Origin of the sequence: Endozoicomonas sp. SESOKO1, from assembly GCF_024606265.1 — a bacterium.
In the GTDB taxonomy this organism is placed as follows: domain Bacteria; phylum Pseudomonadota; class Gammaproteobacteria; order Pseudomonadales; family Endozoicomonadaceae; genus Endozoicomonas.
The window spans coordinates 1-17,495 of sequence record NZ_JAHHPP010000188.1 but is presented as its reverse complement, the minus strand read 5'-3'; the positions used below and the strand labels follow the sequence as shown (position 1 = coordinate 17,495).

16 protein-coding genes are annotated in these 17,495 nt (G+C 49.0%); 6 read left to right on the top strand and 10 right to left on the bottom strand.

Translation table 11 applies throughout. The features are described 5' to 3' along the window. On the top strand, window positions 1-1,210 hold a 1,210-nt coding region (locus KDK13_RS09160; RefSeq protein ID WP_257284675.1), incomplete at its 5' end, for a SulP family inorganic anion transporter. A gap of 160 nt (window positions 1,211-1,370) precedes the next feature. Next, on the top strand, window positions 1,371-1,796 hold the full coding sequence (locus KDK13_RS09155; protein WP_257284674.1) for a DUF962 domain-containing protein: 426 nt from the start codon (window positions 1,371-1,373) through the stop codon (window positions 1,794-1,796). 24 nt (window positions 1,797-1,820) lie between these two features. Here the strand turns inward: KDK13_RS09155 and KDK13_RS09150 are convergent, their stop codons facing one another. The 3 genes from KDK13_RS09150 to KDK13_RS09140 form a co-directional block, all read right to left on the bottom strand. Continuing rightward, window positions 1,821-2,801, bottom strand: coding sequence for a hypothetical protein (locus tag KDK13_RS09150; protein ID WP_257284673.1), 981 nt, complete (start codon window positions 2,799-2,801; stop codon window positions 1,821-1,823). A 107-nt stretch (window positions 2,802-2,908) separates the two neighbouring features. Next, window positions 2,909-4,993 (bottom strand): ATP-dependent DNA helicase RecG, encoded by a 2,085-nt coding sequence (gene recG, locus KDK13_RS09145; RefSeq protein ID WP_257284672.1) that lies wholly within the window; start codon window positions 4,991-4,993, stop codon window positions 2,909-2,911. 17 nt (window positions 4,994-5,010) lie between these two features. Continuing rightward, a complete protein-coding gene (locus tag KDK13_RS09140; protein ID WP_257284671.1) occupies window positions 5,011-5,925 on the bottom strand; it encodes a hydrogen peroxide-inducible genes activator in 915 nt (304 codons plus the stop codon). A gap of 176 nt (window positions 5,926-6,101) precedes the next feature. On the opposite strand from KDK13_RS09140, the gene KDK13_RS09135 reads away from it, so the two are divergent. Next, a complete protein-coding gene (locus KDK13_RS09135) occupies window positions 6,102-6,959 on the top strand; it encodes an NAD-dependent epimerase/dehydratase family protein (protein WP_257284670.1) in 858 nt (285 codons plus the stop codon). A gap of 670 nt (window positions 6,960-7,629) precedes the next feature. Here the strand turns inward: KDK13_RS09135 and KDK13_RS09130 are convergent. From KDK13_RS09130 to rpoZ, 3 genes are all read right to left on the bottom strand, one after another. After that, on the bottom strand, window positions 7,630-8,016 hold the full coding sequence (locus KDK13_RS09130; protein ID WP_257284669.1) for a RidA family protein: 387 nt from the start codon (window positions 8,014-8,016) through the stop codon (window positions 7,630-7,632). A 219-nt stretch (window positions 8,017-8,235) separates the two neighbouring features. Further along, window positions 8,236-10,368: a bifunctional GTP diphosphokinase/guanosine-3',5'-bis pyrophosphate 3'-pyrophosphohydrolase gene (gene spoT, locus KDK13_RS09125; RefSeq protein ID WP_257284676.1), complete on the bottom strand. Its 2,133-nt coding sequence runs from the start codon at window positions 10,366-10,368 to the stop codon at window positions 8,236-8,238. Window positions 10,369-10,454: 86 nt separating this feature from the next. Further along, window positions 10,455-10,706, bottom strand: coding sequence for a DNA-directed RNA polymerase subunit omega (gene rpoZ, locus KDK13_RS09120; protein ID WP_257284668.1), 252 nt, complete (start codon window positions 10,704-10,706; stop codon window positions 10,455-10,457). Between the two features lie 220 nt (window positions 10,707-10,926). On the opposite strand from rpoZ, the gene KDK13_RS09115 reads away from it, so the two are divergent. Continuing rightward, the gene (locus KDK13_RS09115; RefSeq protein ID WP_257284667.1) at window positions 10,927-12,735 is read left to right on the top strand and encodes an aminopeptidase P family protein; all 1,809 of its coding nucleotides are present in this window, start codon (window positions 10,927-10,929) and stop codon (window positions 12,733-12,735) included. A 171-nt stretch (window positions 12,736-12,906) separates the two neighbouring features. Here the strand turns inward: KDK13_RS09115 and KDK13_RS09110 are convergent, their stop codons facing one another. From KDK13_RS09110 to KDK13_RS09095, 4 genes are all read right to left on the bottom strand, one after another. Continuing rightward, on the bottom strand, window positions 12,907-14,139 hold the full coding sequence (locus KDK13_RS09110; protein ID WP_257284666.1) for a WH2 domain-containing protein: 1,233 nt from the start codon (window positions 14,137-14,139) through the stop codon (window positions 12,907-12,909). A gap of 101 nt (window positions 14,140-14,240) precedes the next feature. Then, entirely contained in the window at window positions 14,241-15,023 is a 783-nt protein-coding gene (gene znuB / locus KDK13_RS09105; protein WP_257284665.1) for a zinc ABC transporter permease subunit ZnuB, read from the bottom strand. Continuing rightward, complete coding sequence (gene znuC / locus KDK13_RS09100) at window positions 15,023-15,796, bottom strand: zinc ABC transporter ATP-binding protein ZnuC (RefSeq protein ID WP_257284664.1); 774 nt, start codon at window positions 15,794-15,796, stop codon at window positions 15,023-15,025. The genes znuB and znuC overlap by 1 nt, the downstream gene beginning before the upstream one ends. Window positions 15,797-15,810: 14 nt before the next feature. Further along, the gene (locus KDK13_RS09095; RefSeq protein WP_257284663.1) at window positions 15,811-16,293 is read right to left on the bottom strand and encodes a Fur family transcriptional regulator; all 483 of its coding nucleotides are present in this window, start codon (window positions 16,291-16,293) and stop codon (window positions 15,811-15,813) included. Window positions 16,294-16,485: 192 nt separating this feature from the next. Here KDK13_RS09095 and KDK13_RS09090 point away from each other — a divergent pair, with 192 nt between their 5' ends. Continuing rightward, a complete protein-coding gene (locus KDK13_RS09090) occupies window positions 16,486-16,740 on the top strand; it encodes a type II toxin-antitoxin system HicA family toxin (protein WP_257284662.1) in 255 nt (84 codons plus the stop codon). Beyond that, complete coding sequence (locus KDK13_RS09085) at window positions 16,737-17,069, top strand: type II toxin-antitoxin system HicB family antitoxin (RefSeq protein WP_257284661.1); 333 nt, start codon at window positions 16,737-16,739, stop codon at window positions 17,067-17,069. The genes KDK13_RS09090 and KDK13_RS09085 overlap by 4 nt, the downstream gene beginning before the upstream one ends. The last annotated feature ends 426 nt before the right edge of the window (window positions 17,070-17,495 follow it).

Genomic DNA, 17,495 nt, shown 5'->3' with positions numbered 1-17,495 from the left:
TGTCATGCTCGGCGTTGTAAACGGCCTTGCCATTGTGATTTTCCTGGCGCAACTGAGCCAGTTCGGCGTGCAGGGTGAAACCGGATGGCTGTCCGGCTCATTCCTGGAAAACAGTGTTATTGATGTAGCCTGGATGAAAGGTAATGAGCTTTATTTGATGCTCGGGCTGGTTGCCTTAACCATGGCCATCATCCATTTCCTGCCCAGGCTGACCACGGCCATTCCTTCTTCACTGGCTGCCATTATTGTGGTTACCGCTCTCGCCCTTGGCCTGAATCTGGAAACCAAAACCGTTGGTGACGTTGCCGGTATTGCGGGTGGCCTGCCAGCATTCAGCATTCCTTCCGTGCCTTTTACCGTTGAAACGCTCATGATTATCTTCCCCTACTCTCTGATTCTGGCGGCTATCGGTATCATTGAGTCGCTGCTGACCCTGAGGATGGTGGATGAAATCACCGAAACTCATGGCAGTAGCAACCGTGAGTGCGTGGGGCAGGGCGTTGCTAATGTGGTTACCGGTTTCTTTGGCGGCATGGGCGGCTGTGCGATGATTGGCCAAAGCATGATTAACGTCAACTCTGGCGGCCGGGGTCGCCTGTCTGGTATTTCTGCGGCGTTATTCCTGCTGACCTTTATTCTCTTTGCTTCTTCATTGATTGAAATGATTCCGGTCGCTGCCCTGGTTGGTGTCATGTTTATCGTTGTTATCGGAACCTTTGAGTGGAGCAGCTTCCGAATCATGAACAAAGTACCCAGGGGTGATGCCTTTGTGCTGGTTCTGGTATCCGTAGTGACCGTTCTGACGGACCTGGCGGTGGCTGTTATTGTCGGCGTTATTGTTTCTGCCCTGATTTTTGCCTGGAAGCACGCCAAGCATATTCAGATCGAGAAACTGGAAGACCAGAACGGTTCCACTATTTATCAGGTGCATGGCCCTCTGTTCTTTGGTTCCACCACACACTTCCTTGAGCAGTTTTCTCCAAAGAATGACAACAAAGATGTCATCATTGACTTCCGGGACTCCAGGGTTTGTGATCATTCCGGGCTGGAAGCCATTGATACGCTGGCCGAGCGCTATACAAACAGTGGCAAGACGCTACACCTCCTTCACCTCAGTAATGACTGCAGGAAGCTGCTGAAAAAGGCGGGTAACCTGGTGGAAGTGAACGTGATTGAAGATCCTAAGTACTTTGTTGCTACCAACGCGTGATTTCGGCCAATCATTGCTCAAAGCCCGGGTTTAACTCCGGGCTTTTTATCGATGTAACTTTACTGTGGATAGCTGACCTGACACTAATTGCGAACCATAGTATCAACTGATAAATTACCCACTGATGTCAATAATAAGAATATAAAGAGGTGACATAGCGATGAAAACTATTGAGCAATGGTTCAATGAATATGGCGAAAGCCACCAGAATCCCACCAATAAATTGATTCACTGGATCTGTGTTCCATCCATTCTTTTCAGCATTGTCGGTATCGTATGGGCATTCAGCCCTGTTGTTACCTGGGCGATGATGACCGTCACCCTGCTGTTCTATTTCAAACTCTCATTCAAACTGTCGCTGGCAATGATTGCTGTATTTGCAGCATCGGCAGCCATCTCTCAAGCACTTGGAGCTTATCTCTTACAGGCCAGCATTGCGATTTTTGTTGTTGCCTGGGTCTTTCAGTTTATTGGTCACAAGGTAGAAGGGAAAAAGCCGTCCTTCTTTGAGGATCTGCAGTTTCTGTTGATTGGGCCATTGTGGTGCCTGGGATTCCTTTTTAGAAAGCTCAACATTAATTATTGAGTCGCTTCTTTTGGCATCCCCTTGCTAATTGGACTCACCTCTTGCCATCGCTATGGCCTCTTCAGTATCTTTCCAGCCACCTCTTGGCTGGATAAGATCTGATCGAAAGTAAGCGGCGCCTGTTTCATCGGTAACTTTAAGAGGCGTATACAGTTGATCGTTATAAAAGTCCGGCATTTGGGCTTTTAATTCTGCATGACAGAGGCCCAGAGTCAGTAATTGCACCTTGTTAAGCTGTTGCTTCACCTCTTCCAGATAGGCCAATCTTCTTTCGCCAGCGCTTTGCAGGGCGAGAAGCTTCTCCATAAGAAGGTTAATGGCAAGGTTCAGCCCGCCAAATAATTGGTAAAACCGGTAACATCTCGCTAACGGGGTAGCTTTGAAATGCTCCAGATACCCTGTTGCCAACTGTGCATCAAGCTCTTTATTGCCAGTTTCAGCTAACTTGATACCTGAATCAGCCAACACTGTCTTGAGAATTCCAAGGTTAGTGATAGCGCTTTTCACAGTACATGTGTCCGGTTCAAGACATTTTGATATGACCAGAGACGCATCAGGATTATAAAAGTTCTCTCGCCGTTTCAGCCTTCTCAACTGTTTGAATAACTGAGTCACTTCGCTGAAATAATCACTTTTCCCCAGAAAATCGTTGACATTATCATTGACACTCAACTGTCTGGCTAAATGCCCCCCACTGGAAAAATAACGGAATTCATAGGCAACCAGGCTGCCTATATACTGCTTCCGTGTCAGCGCACAACCTTTCATCCACCAGTAAAGGTCACTGACACTGTTCTTAATCATGGTAAATAGAGAGGCTTTTCTCTCAAAGAGGTCCTTATTTACGCCTCTCCCCTGCTCAAGTTGCTGTATTGTGGGCTGTACTATTTTGGTACTTCGGCGGTTATTGAGGCTGGGGACTGAAACGTCTACCGATGAGTCTTTTTCCGGGGCAACCCCATGAATGCCAGAGCCTGATTTTCCCAAACCCGGTATTTTATCCATGTTGGTCAGCTCCCTCAGCCTTGGCAGGTTTGTCAAACGTTAACTGAACCTATCGACAATTCCGGCATTTTTCACAGTGTCTATAGCGAAAAATTTGTCCCTGATAACTAAACATTCGCGTACTCTTCACCCTTACCGAGCCAGCGATTCACCAACGGCTCTACACCTTCTGGTGACTGGTGCATTAATTCCAGGGCAGCAGTACGGACAGCCATCAGCAAGTCACGATCACGCTCCAGATCGGCCACCCGAAATTGCGCCAGACCGGTCTGCCGGGTACCTAACACCTCACCAGGGCCTCTTAACTCCAGGTCTTTCTCTGCGATCACAAAACCATCATTGGAATCTCTCATCACCTGCAAGCGCTCCCGGCTTTGCCTGGATAGCGGTGCGTGGTACATCAACAGACAGTGGCTGGCAATATTCCCCCGCCCCACTCGCCCCCGGAGCTGGTGCAACTGGGCCAGCCCCAGCCTTTCCGGGTTTTCAATAATCATCAGGCTGGCATTGGGTACATCAACCCCAACTTCAATAACGGTGGTTGCCACCAGCAGGTGAAGATGACCTTCCTTGAAAGCTTTCATCACATCCGCCTTTTCGCTGGCTTTCATCCGGCCATGAACCAGACCGATGGACAACTCTGGAAGCGCTTCTTTCAATTGCTCAGCCGTCACTTCTGCTGCCTGACATTGCAATGCTTCGGACTCTTCGATCAGCGTGCACACCCAATACGCCTGTCGCCCTTCCAGACAGGCTGTTTTGAGGCGTTTAATCACGGCTTCACGACGGTCGTCACCAATAACTACCGTGTTGATGGGCGTACGTCCGGGCGGCAGCTCGTCAATCACCGAAACATCAAGATCGGCGTAGGCACTCATGGCCAATGTTCTGGGGATCGGTGTGGCGGTCATAATCAACTGATCGGGCAGCCCGCCGTTTTTCTCCCCTTTTTTCCTCAGTGCCAGTCGCTGATGAACGCCAAATCGATGTTGCTCATCAATCACCGCCATACCCAGCTTATGGAAGATCACATCGTCCTGAAACAGGGCATGAGTTCCAACCACAACCATCGCTTCACCAGACGCTATCTGATCTAAAATCTCCTGGCGTTTTTTACCTTTTGTTTTTCCGGACAGGAACGCCATGGAGACACCCAACGGCTTAAGCCAGTTTGAGAAGTTAAGCTGATGTTGCTCGGCCAGAATTTCCGTTGGTGCCATCACTGCGGCCTGATAACCATTTTCTACCGCCTGCAGTGCCGCCAGCGCTGCGACCACGGTTTTGCCTGAACCGACATCCCCCTGGACAAGTCGTAGCATCGGCAATTGTCTGGCCATATCCTGACTGACATCATTGGCTACTCTTTGCTGCGCAGATGTCAGGGAAAAGGGCAGCTGCGCCAGTAACTGCCCGGTTAACCGGTTTTCCGGTGGCATGGCAAAACCACCGATCGACTGTACCCGCCTTCTGAGTTGCTGGAGGCTGAGGTTATGGGCCAGTAACTCCTCAAAAGCCAGGCGCTGCTGGGCAGGATGGCGTCCTTCGCTGAGCAGTACCATCGACTCTTCCGGTGGCGGCTGATGCAATAGCCGAACGGCATCCACCAGCGAACCAAGCCGATATTTCTGCCGAATATCCACAGGTAGAAGCTCCTGCAGAGAGCTTTCATCGGCGAGCAGCGTTAATGCCTGCTCACACAAACTGCGTATTCGCTGTTGTGTCAGACCTTCTGTTGCCGGATAGACCGGTGTTAATGTTTCTTCAACGTCGGCAGGGGCATCGGCCTTGATCACTCTATATTCAGGGTGATACATCTCAAGCCCGGTAGCCCCCCGCCGGGGTTCTCCGAAGCATCGAATCTCTGCCCCTTGCCTGAGGTTATTTTTCTGGGCCGCCGTAAAGTGAAAGAACCTCAGACTAATGGATCCGGACCCATCACCAACCCGACAAAGCAGGCTGCGACGTTTTCCCATCACGATATCCGATGCCAGAACCTTCCCCTGAATCACCACATCCGTTTGCGGCTGAAGTGTGCCGATGGGTGTAACCCGGGTTCGGTCCTGATAACGCAGTGGCAGATGAAAAAGCAGGTCCTGAATATTGACAATGCCGATTCTGGCCAGCTTACCGGCCAGAGCATCGCCAACACCTTTTAACGTGGTTACCGGAATATTGTGCAATGACCTGTTCATACTCACCATAGGCCCAATTATTGATTAACCGAACACTGCCTCAAGGCATCACAAAGCACATCAATGGCCTTCGGCCTCGGGAAGCTGGCCCGCCAGGCCAGGGCTACAGTCCTGCCAGGTGATGGTGAACGAAATGGCCGGGTGCTGAGAATATTGGGTGCGTAGTAATGATCCACAACGGCAGACTGTGGCAGCACACTGATTCCCATACCCGACGCCACCATATGCCGGATGGTCTCCAGTGAAGTGGCTTCAATACCGCTCCCGTCGTGAAGAGCATCACTCTCTTTTTTACTGGCCAGCACCGGGCAGGCCTCCAGCACCTGATCGCGGAAACAGTGCCCTTCGCCGAGAAGCAACAGCTCTTCTTTGACCAGATCAGCCGGATCAATTTCTCTCCGGTTTTCCCAGGGATGGCCACCCGGTAACAACACCCTGAAAGGCTCATCATAAAGCGGCCTGGTTAACACATCCGGTTCATTAAAGGGCAGGGCAATAATAATGGCATCCAGCTCCCCCAGGCGGAGCTTTCTGCGCAACACCGCCGTAAAGTTTTCCTCAATATAAAGCGGCATTTTAGGTGCGGTCTGTGCCAGTTGTGGAATCAGATGAGGAAAAAGGTAGGGGCCAATGGTGTAAATAGCCCCTACTCGCAGGGGTGAACTGAGCTGATCCTGACCGGTTTTCGCCAGCTGCTTAATTGCTGAAGCCTCTTCCAGGACTTTCTGGGCCTGACTGACGATCAATTCACCCATTGGCGTTACACGAACCGCATTCCGGGTTCGCTCAAACAGGGCCACCCCCAGTTCATCTTCCAGTTTTTTGACCCCGACACTCAGTGTTGGCTGGCTGACAAAGCACTTACTGGCAGCTCTGCCAAAGTGCTGCTCCTGGGCAAGGGTGACGATGTAACGAAGTTCTGTCAGTGTCATAATGATTTTCAACTGTTTTAAAAGACAGCCCGATGAACAGCCCTCAGCTCATAAAAGCCCTGAAAGACTGGCAAGGATGTTCGTGCCACCTATAATACTGTAAATTTATACAGCCATATAAATGAATTTGCCATTATGTTTTTTCCGAAGGTTATACCAACCAATAGACTATAGCTATGAATAAGCTCAATATATTAATTGCCGGTTGTGGGGATGTCGGTTGTGAACTCGCCCGACAGCTGACTGCCATGAAATGCTTTAATGTCTGGGGGTTACGGCGAAATATTGCCAAGCTACCCGCTGACGTAAACCCCATTCAGGGAGATCTGTTTATTGCCGAAAGGCTTGGTGACTGGCCAGAACAGATTGACTATGTGGTGTATGCTGCCGCCTCTAATGGAAGGTCGGAAGCGCATTATCAACTGGCTTATATTGATGGTCTGCAGAATATTCTTAACCGCCTGGTGAACGGGCGATACCAGCCAACACGCATTTTCTTCACCTCCAGCACCAGCACTTTCCACCAGAGCAAGGGAGAGTGGGTGAATGAAACGTCGGCAACTGAGCCGGTCAAATTCAATGGCCGAATCATGCTGGAAGCAGAAAGACGGTTACAGCATGCACCTTTCCCTGGTACGGCGATTCGTTTTGGCGGGATTTATGGACCCGGGCGAACCCGGTTGATCAACCGGGTTTTGAAAGGTGAAGGCTGCCCAAGAGAGCCTGCCGTATACAGTAACCGAATTCACCAGAAAGATTGTGCCGGCATCATCGCTCACCTTATCCGAAGAGCTATGGATAACCTGCCTGTAGATAACTTATATCTCGGGGTCGACTGTACCCCGGCGACAACGTTTGATGTGCTGCAATGGCTTGGCGGACAGTTGAATGTGTCATTGGACAATACCAATTATCCATCGCCACAACGAGGGAATCGAAGATGCTCCAACCAGAGGATTATTGAGACAGGTTATAAGTTTTACTTTCCTGACTATAAAAGTGGTTATGCAAGCCTGCTCCATAACAGGGATTAAAGCGGCAGGCTCTGCGGGCAAACTGACTGCCGACAGAACCTGATAATCCACAGGATTAAAAAACCTGAACTACCGTTAATACAGGCTTATTAACGGTTTACCAAGATATAATTCACAGAGTTATCCACAAGATAAGTTTATGGACATGCCGACAACAGTGTCGGCTCATTATTTTTGAACTATCGCTTTAAAAATCTTTCTAACGGTTAGTCTGTTTATTTTCAAGAGCACAAGATTGTGAGCGCCGCCCCATCAACTTCTTTCGCACCAATACACAACGGGGTGCATAGCCTGAATTCAGAAAGCAACAAGAACGCCTGGTCGGCACATTGCTACTCAGGACGATCTGTTATTGAAGTTTCCACAGGGCAAGGTGATATAGCAAGGCACTCATTACCCGCAGGGCAGGGTTGTATCAAGAATGAATCCGGTAAAAATCACTCAGAAATTATCGATATGCAATGGCAGAGCCACTGCCAGTTCTATTCCGAGTGCTCACACTGCCTGAGACTCCAGACTAAACCCAGTATCGACAATGCAACTCGACCCATTGTGATTATCGATACATCGAAAAGCTGCAAAAGAATCAAGCCCAAAAGTAATGTCCACCGCAGAATATCCGTAGAGCCCCTGACTGAAGAGAACCAGGAGCTCCTGTCACTGCAGAAACCTATTTCAGTTCCAGAATAGCCTCTACCTCGACTGGCACACCTTTTGGCAGCTCTTTGACACCAACAGCGGCACGGGCAGGATAAGGCTGCTTAAAGAATTCAGCCATGACCTCATTCACTTCAGCAAAATTAGCCATATCGGTCAGGAAAATCGTCACTTTGGCAGCATCGTCAAGAGTACCACCAGCCGCCATGGCAATGGCTTTCAGGTTTTCAAAACAGAGACGGGTTTTCTCCTTAAAACTGCCCTCCAGCAATTCCATGGTTTTGGCAACCAGCGGAATCTGGCCTGAGATATAAACAGTAGTTCCTGCTTTTACCGCCTGGGAATAGGTGCCAATAGCTCTGGGCGCCTTATCAGTATTAATCGTCTGCCGGTTACTCATCGATCTACTCTCTTAAACTTGGGAATCAGAAGCCCCGGGGAAAGCCCTCAGCCCCCATGGAAAAACCGAAAAAACAAGACACCCGATACTAGGGTGTAAACATTATTTTTCAAGAGAATTAAGGGCAAAATTTACCGAATGACGACCACTCTTCAACAGTAATTTTTAAACTGTAGTAATACCAGGACGTTTTATTGATGAGTCTTGATATACAAAAGTTTATGAATCACGACGTCGTCGAATAATGGAATGAACGCCTTTAATGACCCGAAGTCGTTTAATGATTTTTGCCAGATGCACCCGATCACGAACACTGAGCAGCAGCTGAACAATGCTGCATCGAGAGTCCTGCTCTACCATGCTGATCTTCTCAATATTGCCTTCAACTGCAGTAATTGAGGTAGCCAGAGAGGCAATCATACCGCGGTGATGCTCCAGCTCTACACTAAGCTCTACGGTAAACTCTCCGGAGACGTCCTTATCCCACTCAACTTCCAGAACCTTCTCCGGGTTATGTCGAATTTCAGAGACATTCGGGCAGGTATCGGTATGGATTACAATGCCACGGCCCGAACTGACATGCCCAACCACAGGGTCTCCCGGTATTGGATAGCAGCACTTGCCAAAGCTGATGACCATTCCTTCAGAGCCACGGATAGAAAGCGGTTTTTCACTATTGGAAAGATCAAGCTGACTCTTGTTCTCGGGCAGGCTACCAGGCTCGACCAGTATCTTGGCGACGATATAGGCCATACGGTTACCGAGACCAATATCTTCCAGAAGCTCATCAAGGTCATCCAGACCAAACACGGATAGTTGCTGGTGAATAACCTGTTCGCTGATTAGCTCAAGGCTACTGTCAAAACTGACCAGTGCTTTGCCCAGCAAACGTCGGCCCAGGGCGATGGACTCATTCCTGCGTTGATTTTTCAGGAAATGACGAATGTTGGACCGCGCCTTACCCGTGACAACAAAATTTAACCACGCTGCATTGGGTCTTGCACCGGGCGCTGTAACCACTTCAACCGTCTGGCCACTCTGCAGCGGCTGACTGAGTGACGCCAGGCGTTTATTAATACGACAGGCTACACAGGTATTACCCACATCGGTATGAACGGCATACGCATAATCAACCGCTGTCGCCCCTTTGGGTAGCTCAAAAATATGCCCTTTGGGCGTAAAGACATAGACCTCATCCGGGAACAGGTCGATTTTAACGTTCTCAATGAACTCCAGTGAGTCTCCGGCATTTTTCTGCAGTTCCAATACACCTTTGAGCCACTGCCGGGTTCTGGCATGACTGCCTGACAGCGCTTCTTCTCCGGACTTGTAAAGCCAGTGGGCAGCAATACCATTATTGGCCATGTCTTCCATCTCCTGGGTCCGGATCTGGATTTCTATGGGCACACCGTGCATACCAAACAGTGTGGTATGAAGGGACTGGTAGCCATTGGCTTTCGGGATGGCGATGTAATCCTTGAACCGCCCGGGAATGGGCTTATAGAAGTTATGAACAATGCCAAGCGCCCGGTAACAACTGTCAACCTTATCCACAATGATTCGGAACGCAAACATGTCCATGATGTCATCAAAAGACTTACGCTGGTTCTTCATCTTGCTATAGATGCTGTACAGATGCTTTTCACGCCCAACGACCCGACCTTTAAGGCCTTCTTCCTCCAGGCGGGCAGCAAGCGCCTGCTGCACCTGGCTGACCAGGTCTTTACGGTTGCCACGGGCATTGCGCACTGCCTGTCGAATCAGCCGGGCCCGCATGGGGTACATGGCAAAGAAGCCCAGGTCCTCCAGCTCTATTCTTAGCGTATGCATGCCAAGGCGGTTGGCAATTGGAACATAGATATCCAGCGTTTCTTTGGCAATGCGACGGCGCTTGTCAGGCCTCAGCACACCCAGGGTACGCATGTTATGGAGACGGTCTGACAACTTAACCAGGATGACCCGGATATCCTTGGCCATGGCCAGCGCCATTTTCTGGAAGTTTTCTGCCTGGGCCAGGGTTTTGTTTTCAAAATTCATGTGGGTCAGCTTACTGACCCCATCCACAAGATCCGCAACCACATCACCGAACTGCCCGGCAATGTCCTGCTTTTCGATACCAGTGTCTTCAATGACATCGTGCAACATGGCGGCCATCAGGCTCTGATGGTCCATGTGCATATCGGCAAGAATAGAGGCTACTTCGAGGGGATGAATTATGTATGGATCGCCGCTTCGGCGTGTTTGTCCGTCATGGGCCTGCTCCGCATAATAGTAGGCCCGACGCACCAGGTTGACCTGCTCGGGATTCAGATAGGACTTCAAGCGGCCGGCAAACTCATCGATGGTCAGCAAAGTCCGCTCCTTACGCACAGATCATCCATTGCACCTTCTTATCTTCTGAAGCTTGTGATCTAAAAGATAGTACGAAGGTAAAACGCTTATTGTTCTACACCGGCCAGAAACATCGCTGCTTCGTCGTCATCAACCGTTCGGTCATCAACGGAAAGGGGGGTCACAAGGCCTTCGGCAATCTCACGCAGGGCAACCACCGTTGCTTTGTCATTTTCCCAGTCTACCTTGGGATCTCTACCACCAATCGTCAGCTGGCGGGCACGCTTGGAGGCAACCATAACCAGTTCAAATCGGTTATCGACGTTATCCAGACAGTCTTCTACAGTTACTCGAGCCACATTTTACTCCATCAATTTAGTATCAGGTTCCGGTAACAGAACCCTAATGCCGGTTTGCCGGACCCTTTAGTGTACTTTACGACCTATAGCCAGACAAGCTTTAGCAGGGTTAGTGTTTGCTCCATAACGAGTGCGGATTATAGTATCCACAATTACGATCCAAGCAGAAAAAAGTCCTGTACAACAACTCGCCGAACGGCCAACAGCCTGGAATAAATACATGATGAATATCCCGAACAGCTCTGGGCCAACCAGCAGCACCCAAAAGCTTCAAAAGCTTCGTGACGAAATGGCTGAATATGGCATTGACGCCTGGATCATCCCGTCTTCAGATGCCCATAACAGTGAGTATGTTGCCCCTCACTGGGAAGGGAGAGCCTGGCTCTCTGGCTTTACTGGCTCTGCAGGCACCCTGGTAGCCACCAAGGATAAAGCAGCCCTGTGGACCGATGGCCGCTACTTTATCCAGGCATCAGAACAGCTGGCAGGTTCAGGAATCACCTTGATGAAAGATGGCCAGCCCGGCGTCCCGTCAATGGTTGACTGGCTAACAGAAGCCGTCCCTGAGCAGGGTTGCATTGGCTTTGATGGAGCTACGCTGAGTCTGGGCAACGTCAGAAATCTCGAAAAGAAATTGGCTGATAAATCCGTTACTTTGACATTCGATCACGATCTGCTGAGTGATATCTGGGCCGACAGGCCAGAATTGCCTGCTGAACCCGTATTTATTCACGAAGATTACTATGCCGGTAAAACCCTCACAGAAAAGGTCAGTGATGTTCGGGAAATTCTCAGGGAACGAAACGCAACGGAGCTTCTTGTCACCACGCTGGATGATATTGCCTGGCTGTTTAATCTGAGGGGCTCTGATATTGAGTGCAACCCGGTATTTCTTGCCTATGCGCTGATTTCATCAGACAGCATGACACTGTTTACTAATAAAGAGCGAATAAAAGCTGATGCGCTGTCTGCACTGACAAAAGCAGGCGTAGAGCTGGCGGCCTATGATGACATACTGGACCGGTTATCGGCGCTTCCCGATCACACTCACCTGATGATTAACCCGGCCAGCACGGGTTACCGGCTGGCCTCTGCTATTCCTGCATCGGTTGTCCTTATCGAAGACAGATTGCCAACCACCGACCTGAAGGCCATCAAAAACAGTAATGAGATAGAGCGGATGCAAGATTGTCACCGCCGTGATGGCGCTGCCATGGTCCGCTTTATGCGCTGGCTGGAAGGCAACATCCCCTCAGGACAGCTGAATGAAGTCAATATTGACCAGCAGCTGCTGCAGTACCGCTCAGAGTCAGAGTATTTCCGGGGGGTCAGCTTTCCCTCCATTGTCGGCTACGCCGGACATGGCGCTATCTGTCACTACAGGGCGGATGAAGAGTCTGCTTATCCCATTGAAAGCAAAGGTTTGCTGTTGATCGACTCAGGCGCCCAGTACCCGGATGGAACAACCGATATCACCCGCACATTTGCCTGTGGTGAGATGACAGACGAGGAGAAGAGAGACTATACCCTGGTGATGAAAAGCCATATTGCCCTGGCAACTGCCAGGTTCAGGGAGGGAACACGGGGGATACAGCTTGATGCCATCACCCGTCAGCCTCTGTGGAGTGAAGGAATCGACTTTAATCATGGCACTGGCCATGGGGTGGGGTATTTCCTGAATGTGCATGAGGGCCCCCAGAACATCAGTCCGAAATGGTTTGACGTTGCCCTGAAGCCCGGCATGCTGGTGACCAACGAACCCGGCATTTACCGTGATAACAAACATGGTGTCAGGCTTGAGAATATCATGCTGGTCGCTGAGGACATCAAGAATGAGTTTGGAACGTTCTTTAAACTGGTTCCGATGACGCTTGCTCCTTTTGACACTCGGCCCCTGTTGAAAGACTTGATGACAGAGGCAGAAATCCAGTGGCTGAATGACTACCACTCAACGGTGAGAGACGCACTCTCCCCACTTCTGGACGGGGATGATGTCGATTGGCTGAAAGAAGCAACGAAACATCTGTAAAAAGGTAATTATTCTGCCCGCTGGTCTTCATAAAGACTGGCGGGCGGAACCGGTTTTGACTGGTTTAATGCGAAGTAGTTTGTGCGGTGTTAACACAGAATTATTTACAGGCTCAAAGTATCGTTTTTACATGATCAAACAAAAAACTTTGAGCCTGAAAATCACCCTGCGTTAGTTTAAGCCATTACTGAGTTTTTTCAGATTTTCTTCAGATGCTTTTAATGACTCTTGCTGTTTTTGAATATTGGCTAACTGTCGCTCTATTGCTGCGCCAATAGGTTTTTTCAATCCCTCCTTTTCTCCTGTTTTCCTGAAGTGTACAAGCGCATCAAGTAGCTTATCCGTCATATCAGAAGTATCTAACCAGGTGACCGGTACTCCAAGTTCATCCAGTATGGCTTTTAATTCAGGGTGATCATCAAAGAAGACATTCGGGGGCCTTACTGACTGCTGTATACCATAGTCTTTTAACATGGTCGCTTTCAGCTTTCCGGCAGTTTCATAGGCCACTAACTTCTTACTGACATATCGATGAAAGGTTTCAGTAAAGTCATTTCTGGTGTCACGTTTTCTGTCCCTGCCCCTGACATATTGTTGATAGGCGGAAACAGTGGTTGATCGGCTATTCTCTGCTGCATCCGCTTGAAGTAAAGCTTTACGGTCAAGTACTTTATACTCTCCTTTTTCCTTGGCCTTTAATTTTGCTTTAACAATATCTTCATTAAAATTGTCAGAAGCCTTGGTTGGAGCCAGAAGCTTGTCTTTTCCTGTCTCTCTGGCATGTCCTTTCATTAGTCTTACCAATCCCGGTGGCGTATCTTCTTTTGGTACGCCTTCACAATCAATGACTAATTGCATCAGTGCTTCTTCGTAATAATCAATCAAACCTTCCTCGAGGTACTCCCTGCCGGTTTTGTATGTGATAGATACTTCTTTTTCATCCTTCTTTACTGGTTTTTGGTTAGGGTGATTCAAACTCTCTTGTACTTTTTTTAATTTAATTCCCTGCTGTATCTGGCGCAAAAGATCGCCTCGATCATTGCCACCAGAAGATGCTACAGGTTTTGTCGCACCCAATATTTTGGCCTGCGCATTAGCAGCAGGAGGTGGTGGAACAACTTCAGGTGGGCCACCAGCAGGGGGAGGTGGTGGAAATCCTTCTTTTAACTGGTTTTTTGTGGTATTTGCGACTGTAGCGGGACGCGATGGTCGTTTTGGCGTCGGGTTAGTGCTTTCGGCAGGGGTCGGTTTTTGTGGTATAGCATTATCAACAGATGCATCTTCTGTTTTTTTGCTTTGAAATTTCGGGTCCTGATTATCAGGATTTTTCAGAACTCTCCTGGTTCTGGCCCTGGGCCTTGGTTCTGATGATGGTGTAGTTATTGTTGGTTTTGCTCCATCCATTATGATACTCCCTATTTTAATTTGAGCAATATCCTTTTTAATATTATATATGTTTTTAAATTTCTTTTAATTTTAAAGCCAGCGGATGCTGGCTTTAATAATTACTTTCTTTTTATCAACTGGGTCATTAGAAAGAGTAAAAAGCTGGCCACAACGACAGAAGGGCCTGCCGGTGTGTCCATGTACCATGAAGCGGTTAAGCCTCCGGAAACACCGAGGATTCCAAGCAGTGCTGAAAAAACAACCATTTGTTCCGGTGTGCCTGCCAGCCGCTGGGCGGTCGCTGCCGGAATAATCATCAGTGAAGTAATCAGCAGGACACCGACAATCTTCATGGCTACGGCAATCACCAGAGCCATTAACAGGGTTAGCGTCATCCTGAGCTTCCTGACCGGTATGCCCTCAACCTGGGCCAGCTCGGCATGAACGGACATGGACAGTAATGGCTTCCAGAGCCATGCCAGTGTCGCCAGAACCAGGGCTCCACCGCCATATATCCAGTAAAGATCGGTAGTACCGGTAGCCAGCAGGTCTCCGAACAGATAAGACATCATGTCTACCCGAACATTATCCGCAAAGCTGACAGTAACCAGGCCAATGGACAGAGAGCTGTGGGCAAGGATTCCCAGCAGGGTGTCGGAAGCCATTCGCTGCTTTTCCTGGAAACTGACCAGGATGGCAGCAACCATCAGTGAACTGACGATAACCGCCAGGTTGATATTTATGTCCAGCATCAGCCCCAGTGAGACACCCAGTAGTGCGGAATGAGAGAGAGTATCTCCGAAATAGGCCATTCGCCTCCAGACCACAAAGCAGCCCAGTGGTGCCGCCAGAAGAGCCACGCCATAGCCTGCCAGTAAGGCATACAAGATAATATCTGGCATCACTGTTTTCCTTCAGATACGGGGCTTTGTGGCTCAAGAATATGTCCATCAACACCATGATGGTGGTCGTGGTGGTGAGCATAAACAGCAAGTTCGTCCGACTCACCCCCGAAAAGGCGAAGGTATGCCGGATGCTGCTTAACCTGGAGGGGATGGCCAGAGCAGCAGACGTGCTGATTGATACAAATGACCTTGTCGGTGGATGCCATGACCAGATGAAGGTCGTGGGATACCATCAAAACGGCACAGTGCTCCTGGTTTCTGGACTCATTGCGAATATCCGTGATCAGCTGATAAAGCTCCTTTTGTCCGGTGACATCAACCCCTTGCACGGGTTCATCCAGCACCAGAAGGTGTGGTTTATGCAGTAGTGCACGGGCCAGCAGGACCCTTTGCAACTCCCCGCCAGACAGGGATTGCAGGGGGGACTGGAGAACATGGGTAACTCCGGTTCGTCCAAGGGCGTCGTGAACGGCACTCAGCCGACAGCCTGTCAGCCTCAGGAACCGGTTGACCGTCAGCGGCATGGAGTCATCAATATGAAGCCTTTGCGGCATGTAGCCAATGCGAAGCCCCTGTCGTACTAGGCGTTGGCCCGAAGAGGGTTCCTGCAGCCCCAGCGCTACCCGGACAAGTGTGGTTTTTCCGGCGCCGTTTGGGCCTATCAGGGTAACGATTTCACCGGGATGAACCTGCAGACTGATCCCGGCCAGTACGTCTCGGTTCTGGAACGTCATCCAGATATTACTCAACTCTATCAATGGTTGATTCATAACGTGTTGATTCTTCAATTAGTCCTGCAGTTTGTACATAAACCCGCCAACTCTATTGAAGTATCAGCAATGGTAAAGCCGTGGTCATTAGCACAGTCTTTCAGGGAGTTTTCAATGGCTGGGTGTTCAATTTCAATGGTGGTCCGGCATTGGGTACAGATGAGAAAGCAGCTGTTGTGCGCCGTATTGGGTCGGCTGCAACCAAGGTAAGCATTAATGGATGTCAGGCGATGCACCAGTCCCTGTTCCTGAAGAAAGTCCAGGGCTCTGTAAACGGTAGGGGGCTGAGCCGGTTTTGATTCCCCCTGGGTTAGCTCTGCCATTATTTCATAGGCTCCGACCGGGCAATGACTCTGCCAAACCAGTTCCAGCACCCTTTCCCTGAGAGGGGTCAGACGAACAGCACGATTATGGCAAATGACACGGGCTTCTGTTAAAGCCTGCTGAATACAGGCTTTATGGTTGTGTTGAGTATAAGGTGTATTCGTTTTGCGCATAACATGTGCCATTAATATTTGTTATAACATAACAGTTTTGCGTGCATATTGATACTTGGCTCAAGAAGCCTAGGGAGCTAATGATAGAGCATCGGGTCTCGGGAAGCTTCAAACATCATGTTATGTGCGTCACGTCTCAGAAAGCTCAATTAATGGTATCATTATGTGATACCACACCCTGTAGTATCCTCTATGAATGCCAAACACCGGAAAACGCTTATTGCGATTTACCAGGAACCAAACCCCAAGCAGTTAGAATGGAAAGCCATAGAATCTCTCTTTATAGCTGTTGGGGCTGAAGTTATTGAAGGTCGTGGTTCTCGAGTAAGATTCCATAAGGATGGGGAAATTGGAACCTTCCAACGGCCTCACCCTAAAAAAGAGGCAAAGCCGTATCAGGTGAAAGATGCACGGGACTTTCTAAGCAGAATTGGAGTTAAGCCATGAATACAATGACACACAAAGGTTATTCAGCCAGCCTGGAATATAGTGATGATGACGAATGCTTTGTTGGTCATATTGCGGGCATAAAAGACCGGGTTGGATTTCATGGTGAGTCAGTAACAGAGCTTAAAAATGCTTTTCAGGAAGCGGTCGAAGATTATCTTGAAACTTGTGCCGTGGTTGGCAAAGAACCTCAACAGCCATACTCTGGAAAATTAACGCTTCGTATTCCCCCGGAACTCCATGCCTCGATTGCCACAGCAGCCCAGGTGAGTGGTCAAAGCATTAATCAATGGATTTCAAGTGCACTCAGCCAAGCATCTCGCCTATAAATCAGCGCATAATCGGGTTAGGACTGGTCTTTCTCCAGTCCTCCCCGCAACACCGTATATGCGGGTTCGAACACAGTGGCCTTTGACCCAATCAGCTCATGCCCGGCGTACAAAAAAATTCCAGGTTGCCTGTGGTGTCCCTGAATTTTCGATAGGTGTTTGAATAAATTGAGATACTTCGATCTAGTAAAATTAAAAATGGCCGAAATTATTCTGTATTGTACTGAATTTGGGACTCCATCAGATATAAACAAAAAATCAACCCAAGTAAATTGTAAATACTTCAGTTTTAGGCCAAATGGCTGGTTTCATAGAATATTCACTCACTCAAGTTTAGAAGATAAACCATATAAAGACTCATTGGGTGTATCTGTAGGAAAGTGTGCAGAATTATGAGTATCTATATTTTTTAAAAAGCTGGACAAC

Excerpts from the sequence above, each read along its gene's own strand:
- KDK13_RS09130 (WP_257284669.1), bottom strand. The coding sequence starts at position 8,016 with ATGAGTAACCGGCAGACGATTAATACTGATAAGGCGCCCAGAGCTATT.
- KDK13_RS09115 (WP_257284667.1), top strand. The coding sequence starts at position 10,927 with ATGATGAATATCCCGAACAGCTCTGGGCCAACCAGCAGCACCCAAAAG.
- KDK13_RS09140 (WP_257284671.1), bottom strand. The coding sequence starts at position 5,925 with ATGACACTGACAGAACTTCGTTACATCGTCACCCTTGCCCAGGAGCAG.
- KDK13_RS09135 (WP_257284670.1), top strand. The coding sequence starts at position 6,102 with ATGAATAAGCTCAATATATTAATTGCCGGTTGTGGGGATGTCGGTTGT.
- KDK13_RS09085 (WP_257284661.1), top strand. The coding sequence starts at position 16,737 with ATGAATACAATGACACACAAAGGTTATTCAGCCAGCCTGGAATATAGT.
- KDK13_RS09155 (WP_257284674.1), top strand. The coding sequence starts at position 1,371 with ATGAAAACTATTGAGCAATGGTTCAATGAATATGGCGAAAGCCACCAG.
- recG (WP_257284672.1), bottom strand. The coding sequence starts at position 4,993 with ATGAACAGGTCATTGCACAATATTCCGGTAACCACGTTAAAAGGTGTT.
- znuC (WP_257284664.1), bottom strand. The coding sequence starts at position 15,796 with ATGAATCAACCATTGATAGAGTTGAGTAATATCTGGATGACGTTCCAG.
- KDK13_RS09090 (WP_257284662.1), top strand. The coding sequence starts at position 16,486 with ATGAATGCCAAACACCGGAAAACGCTTATTGCGATTTACCAGGAACCA.
- KDK13_RS09110 (WP_257284666.1), bottom strand. The coding sequence starts at position 14,139 with ATGGATGGAGCAAAACCAACAATAACTACACCATCATCAGAACCAAGG.
- KDK13_RS09095 (WP_257284663.1), bottom strand. The coding sequence starts at position 16,293 with ATGCGCAAAACGAATACACCTTATACTCAACACAACCATAAAGCCTGT.
- KDK13_RS09150 (WP_257284673.1), bottom strand. The coding sequence starts at position 2,801 with ATGGATAAAATACCGGGTTTGGGAAAATCAGGCTCTGGCATTCATGGG.
- znuB (WP_257284665.1), bottom strand. The coding sequence starts at position 15,023 with ATGCCAGATATTATCTTGTATGCCTTACTGGCAGGCTATGGCGTGGCT.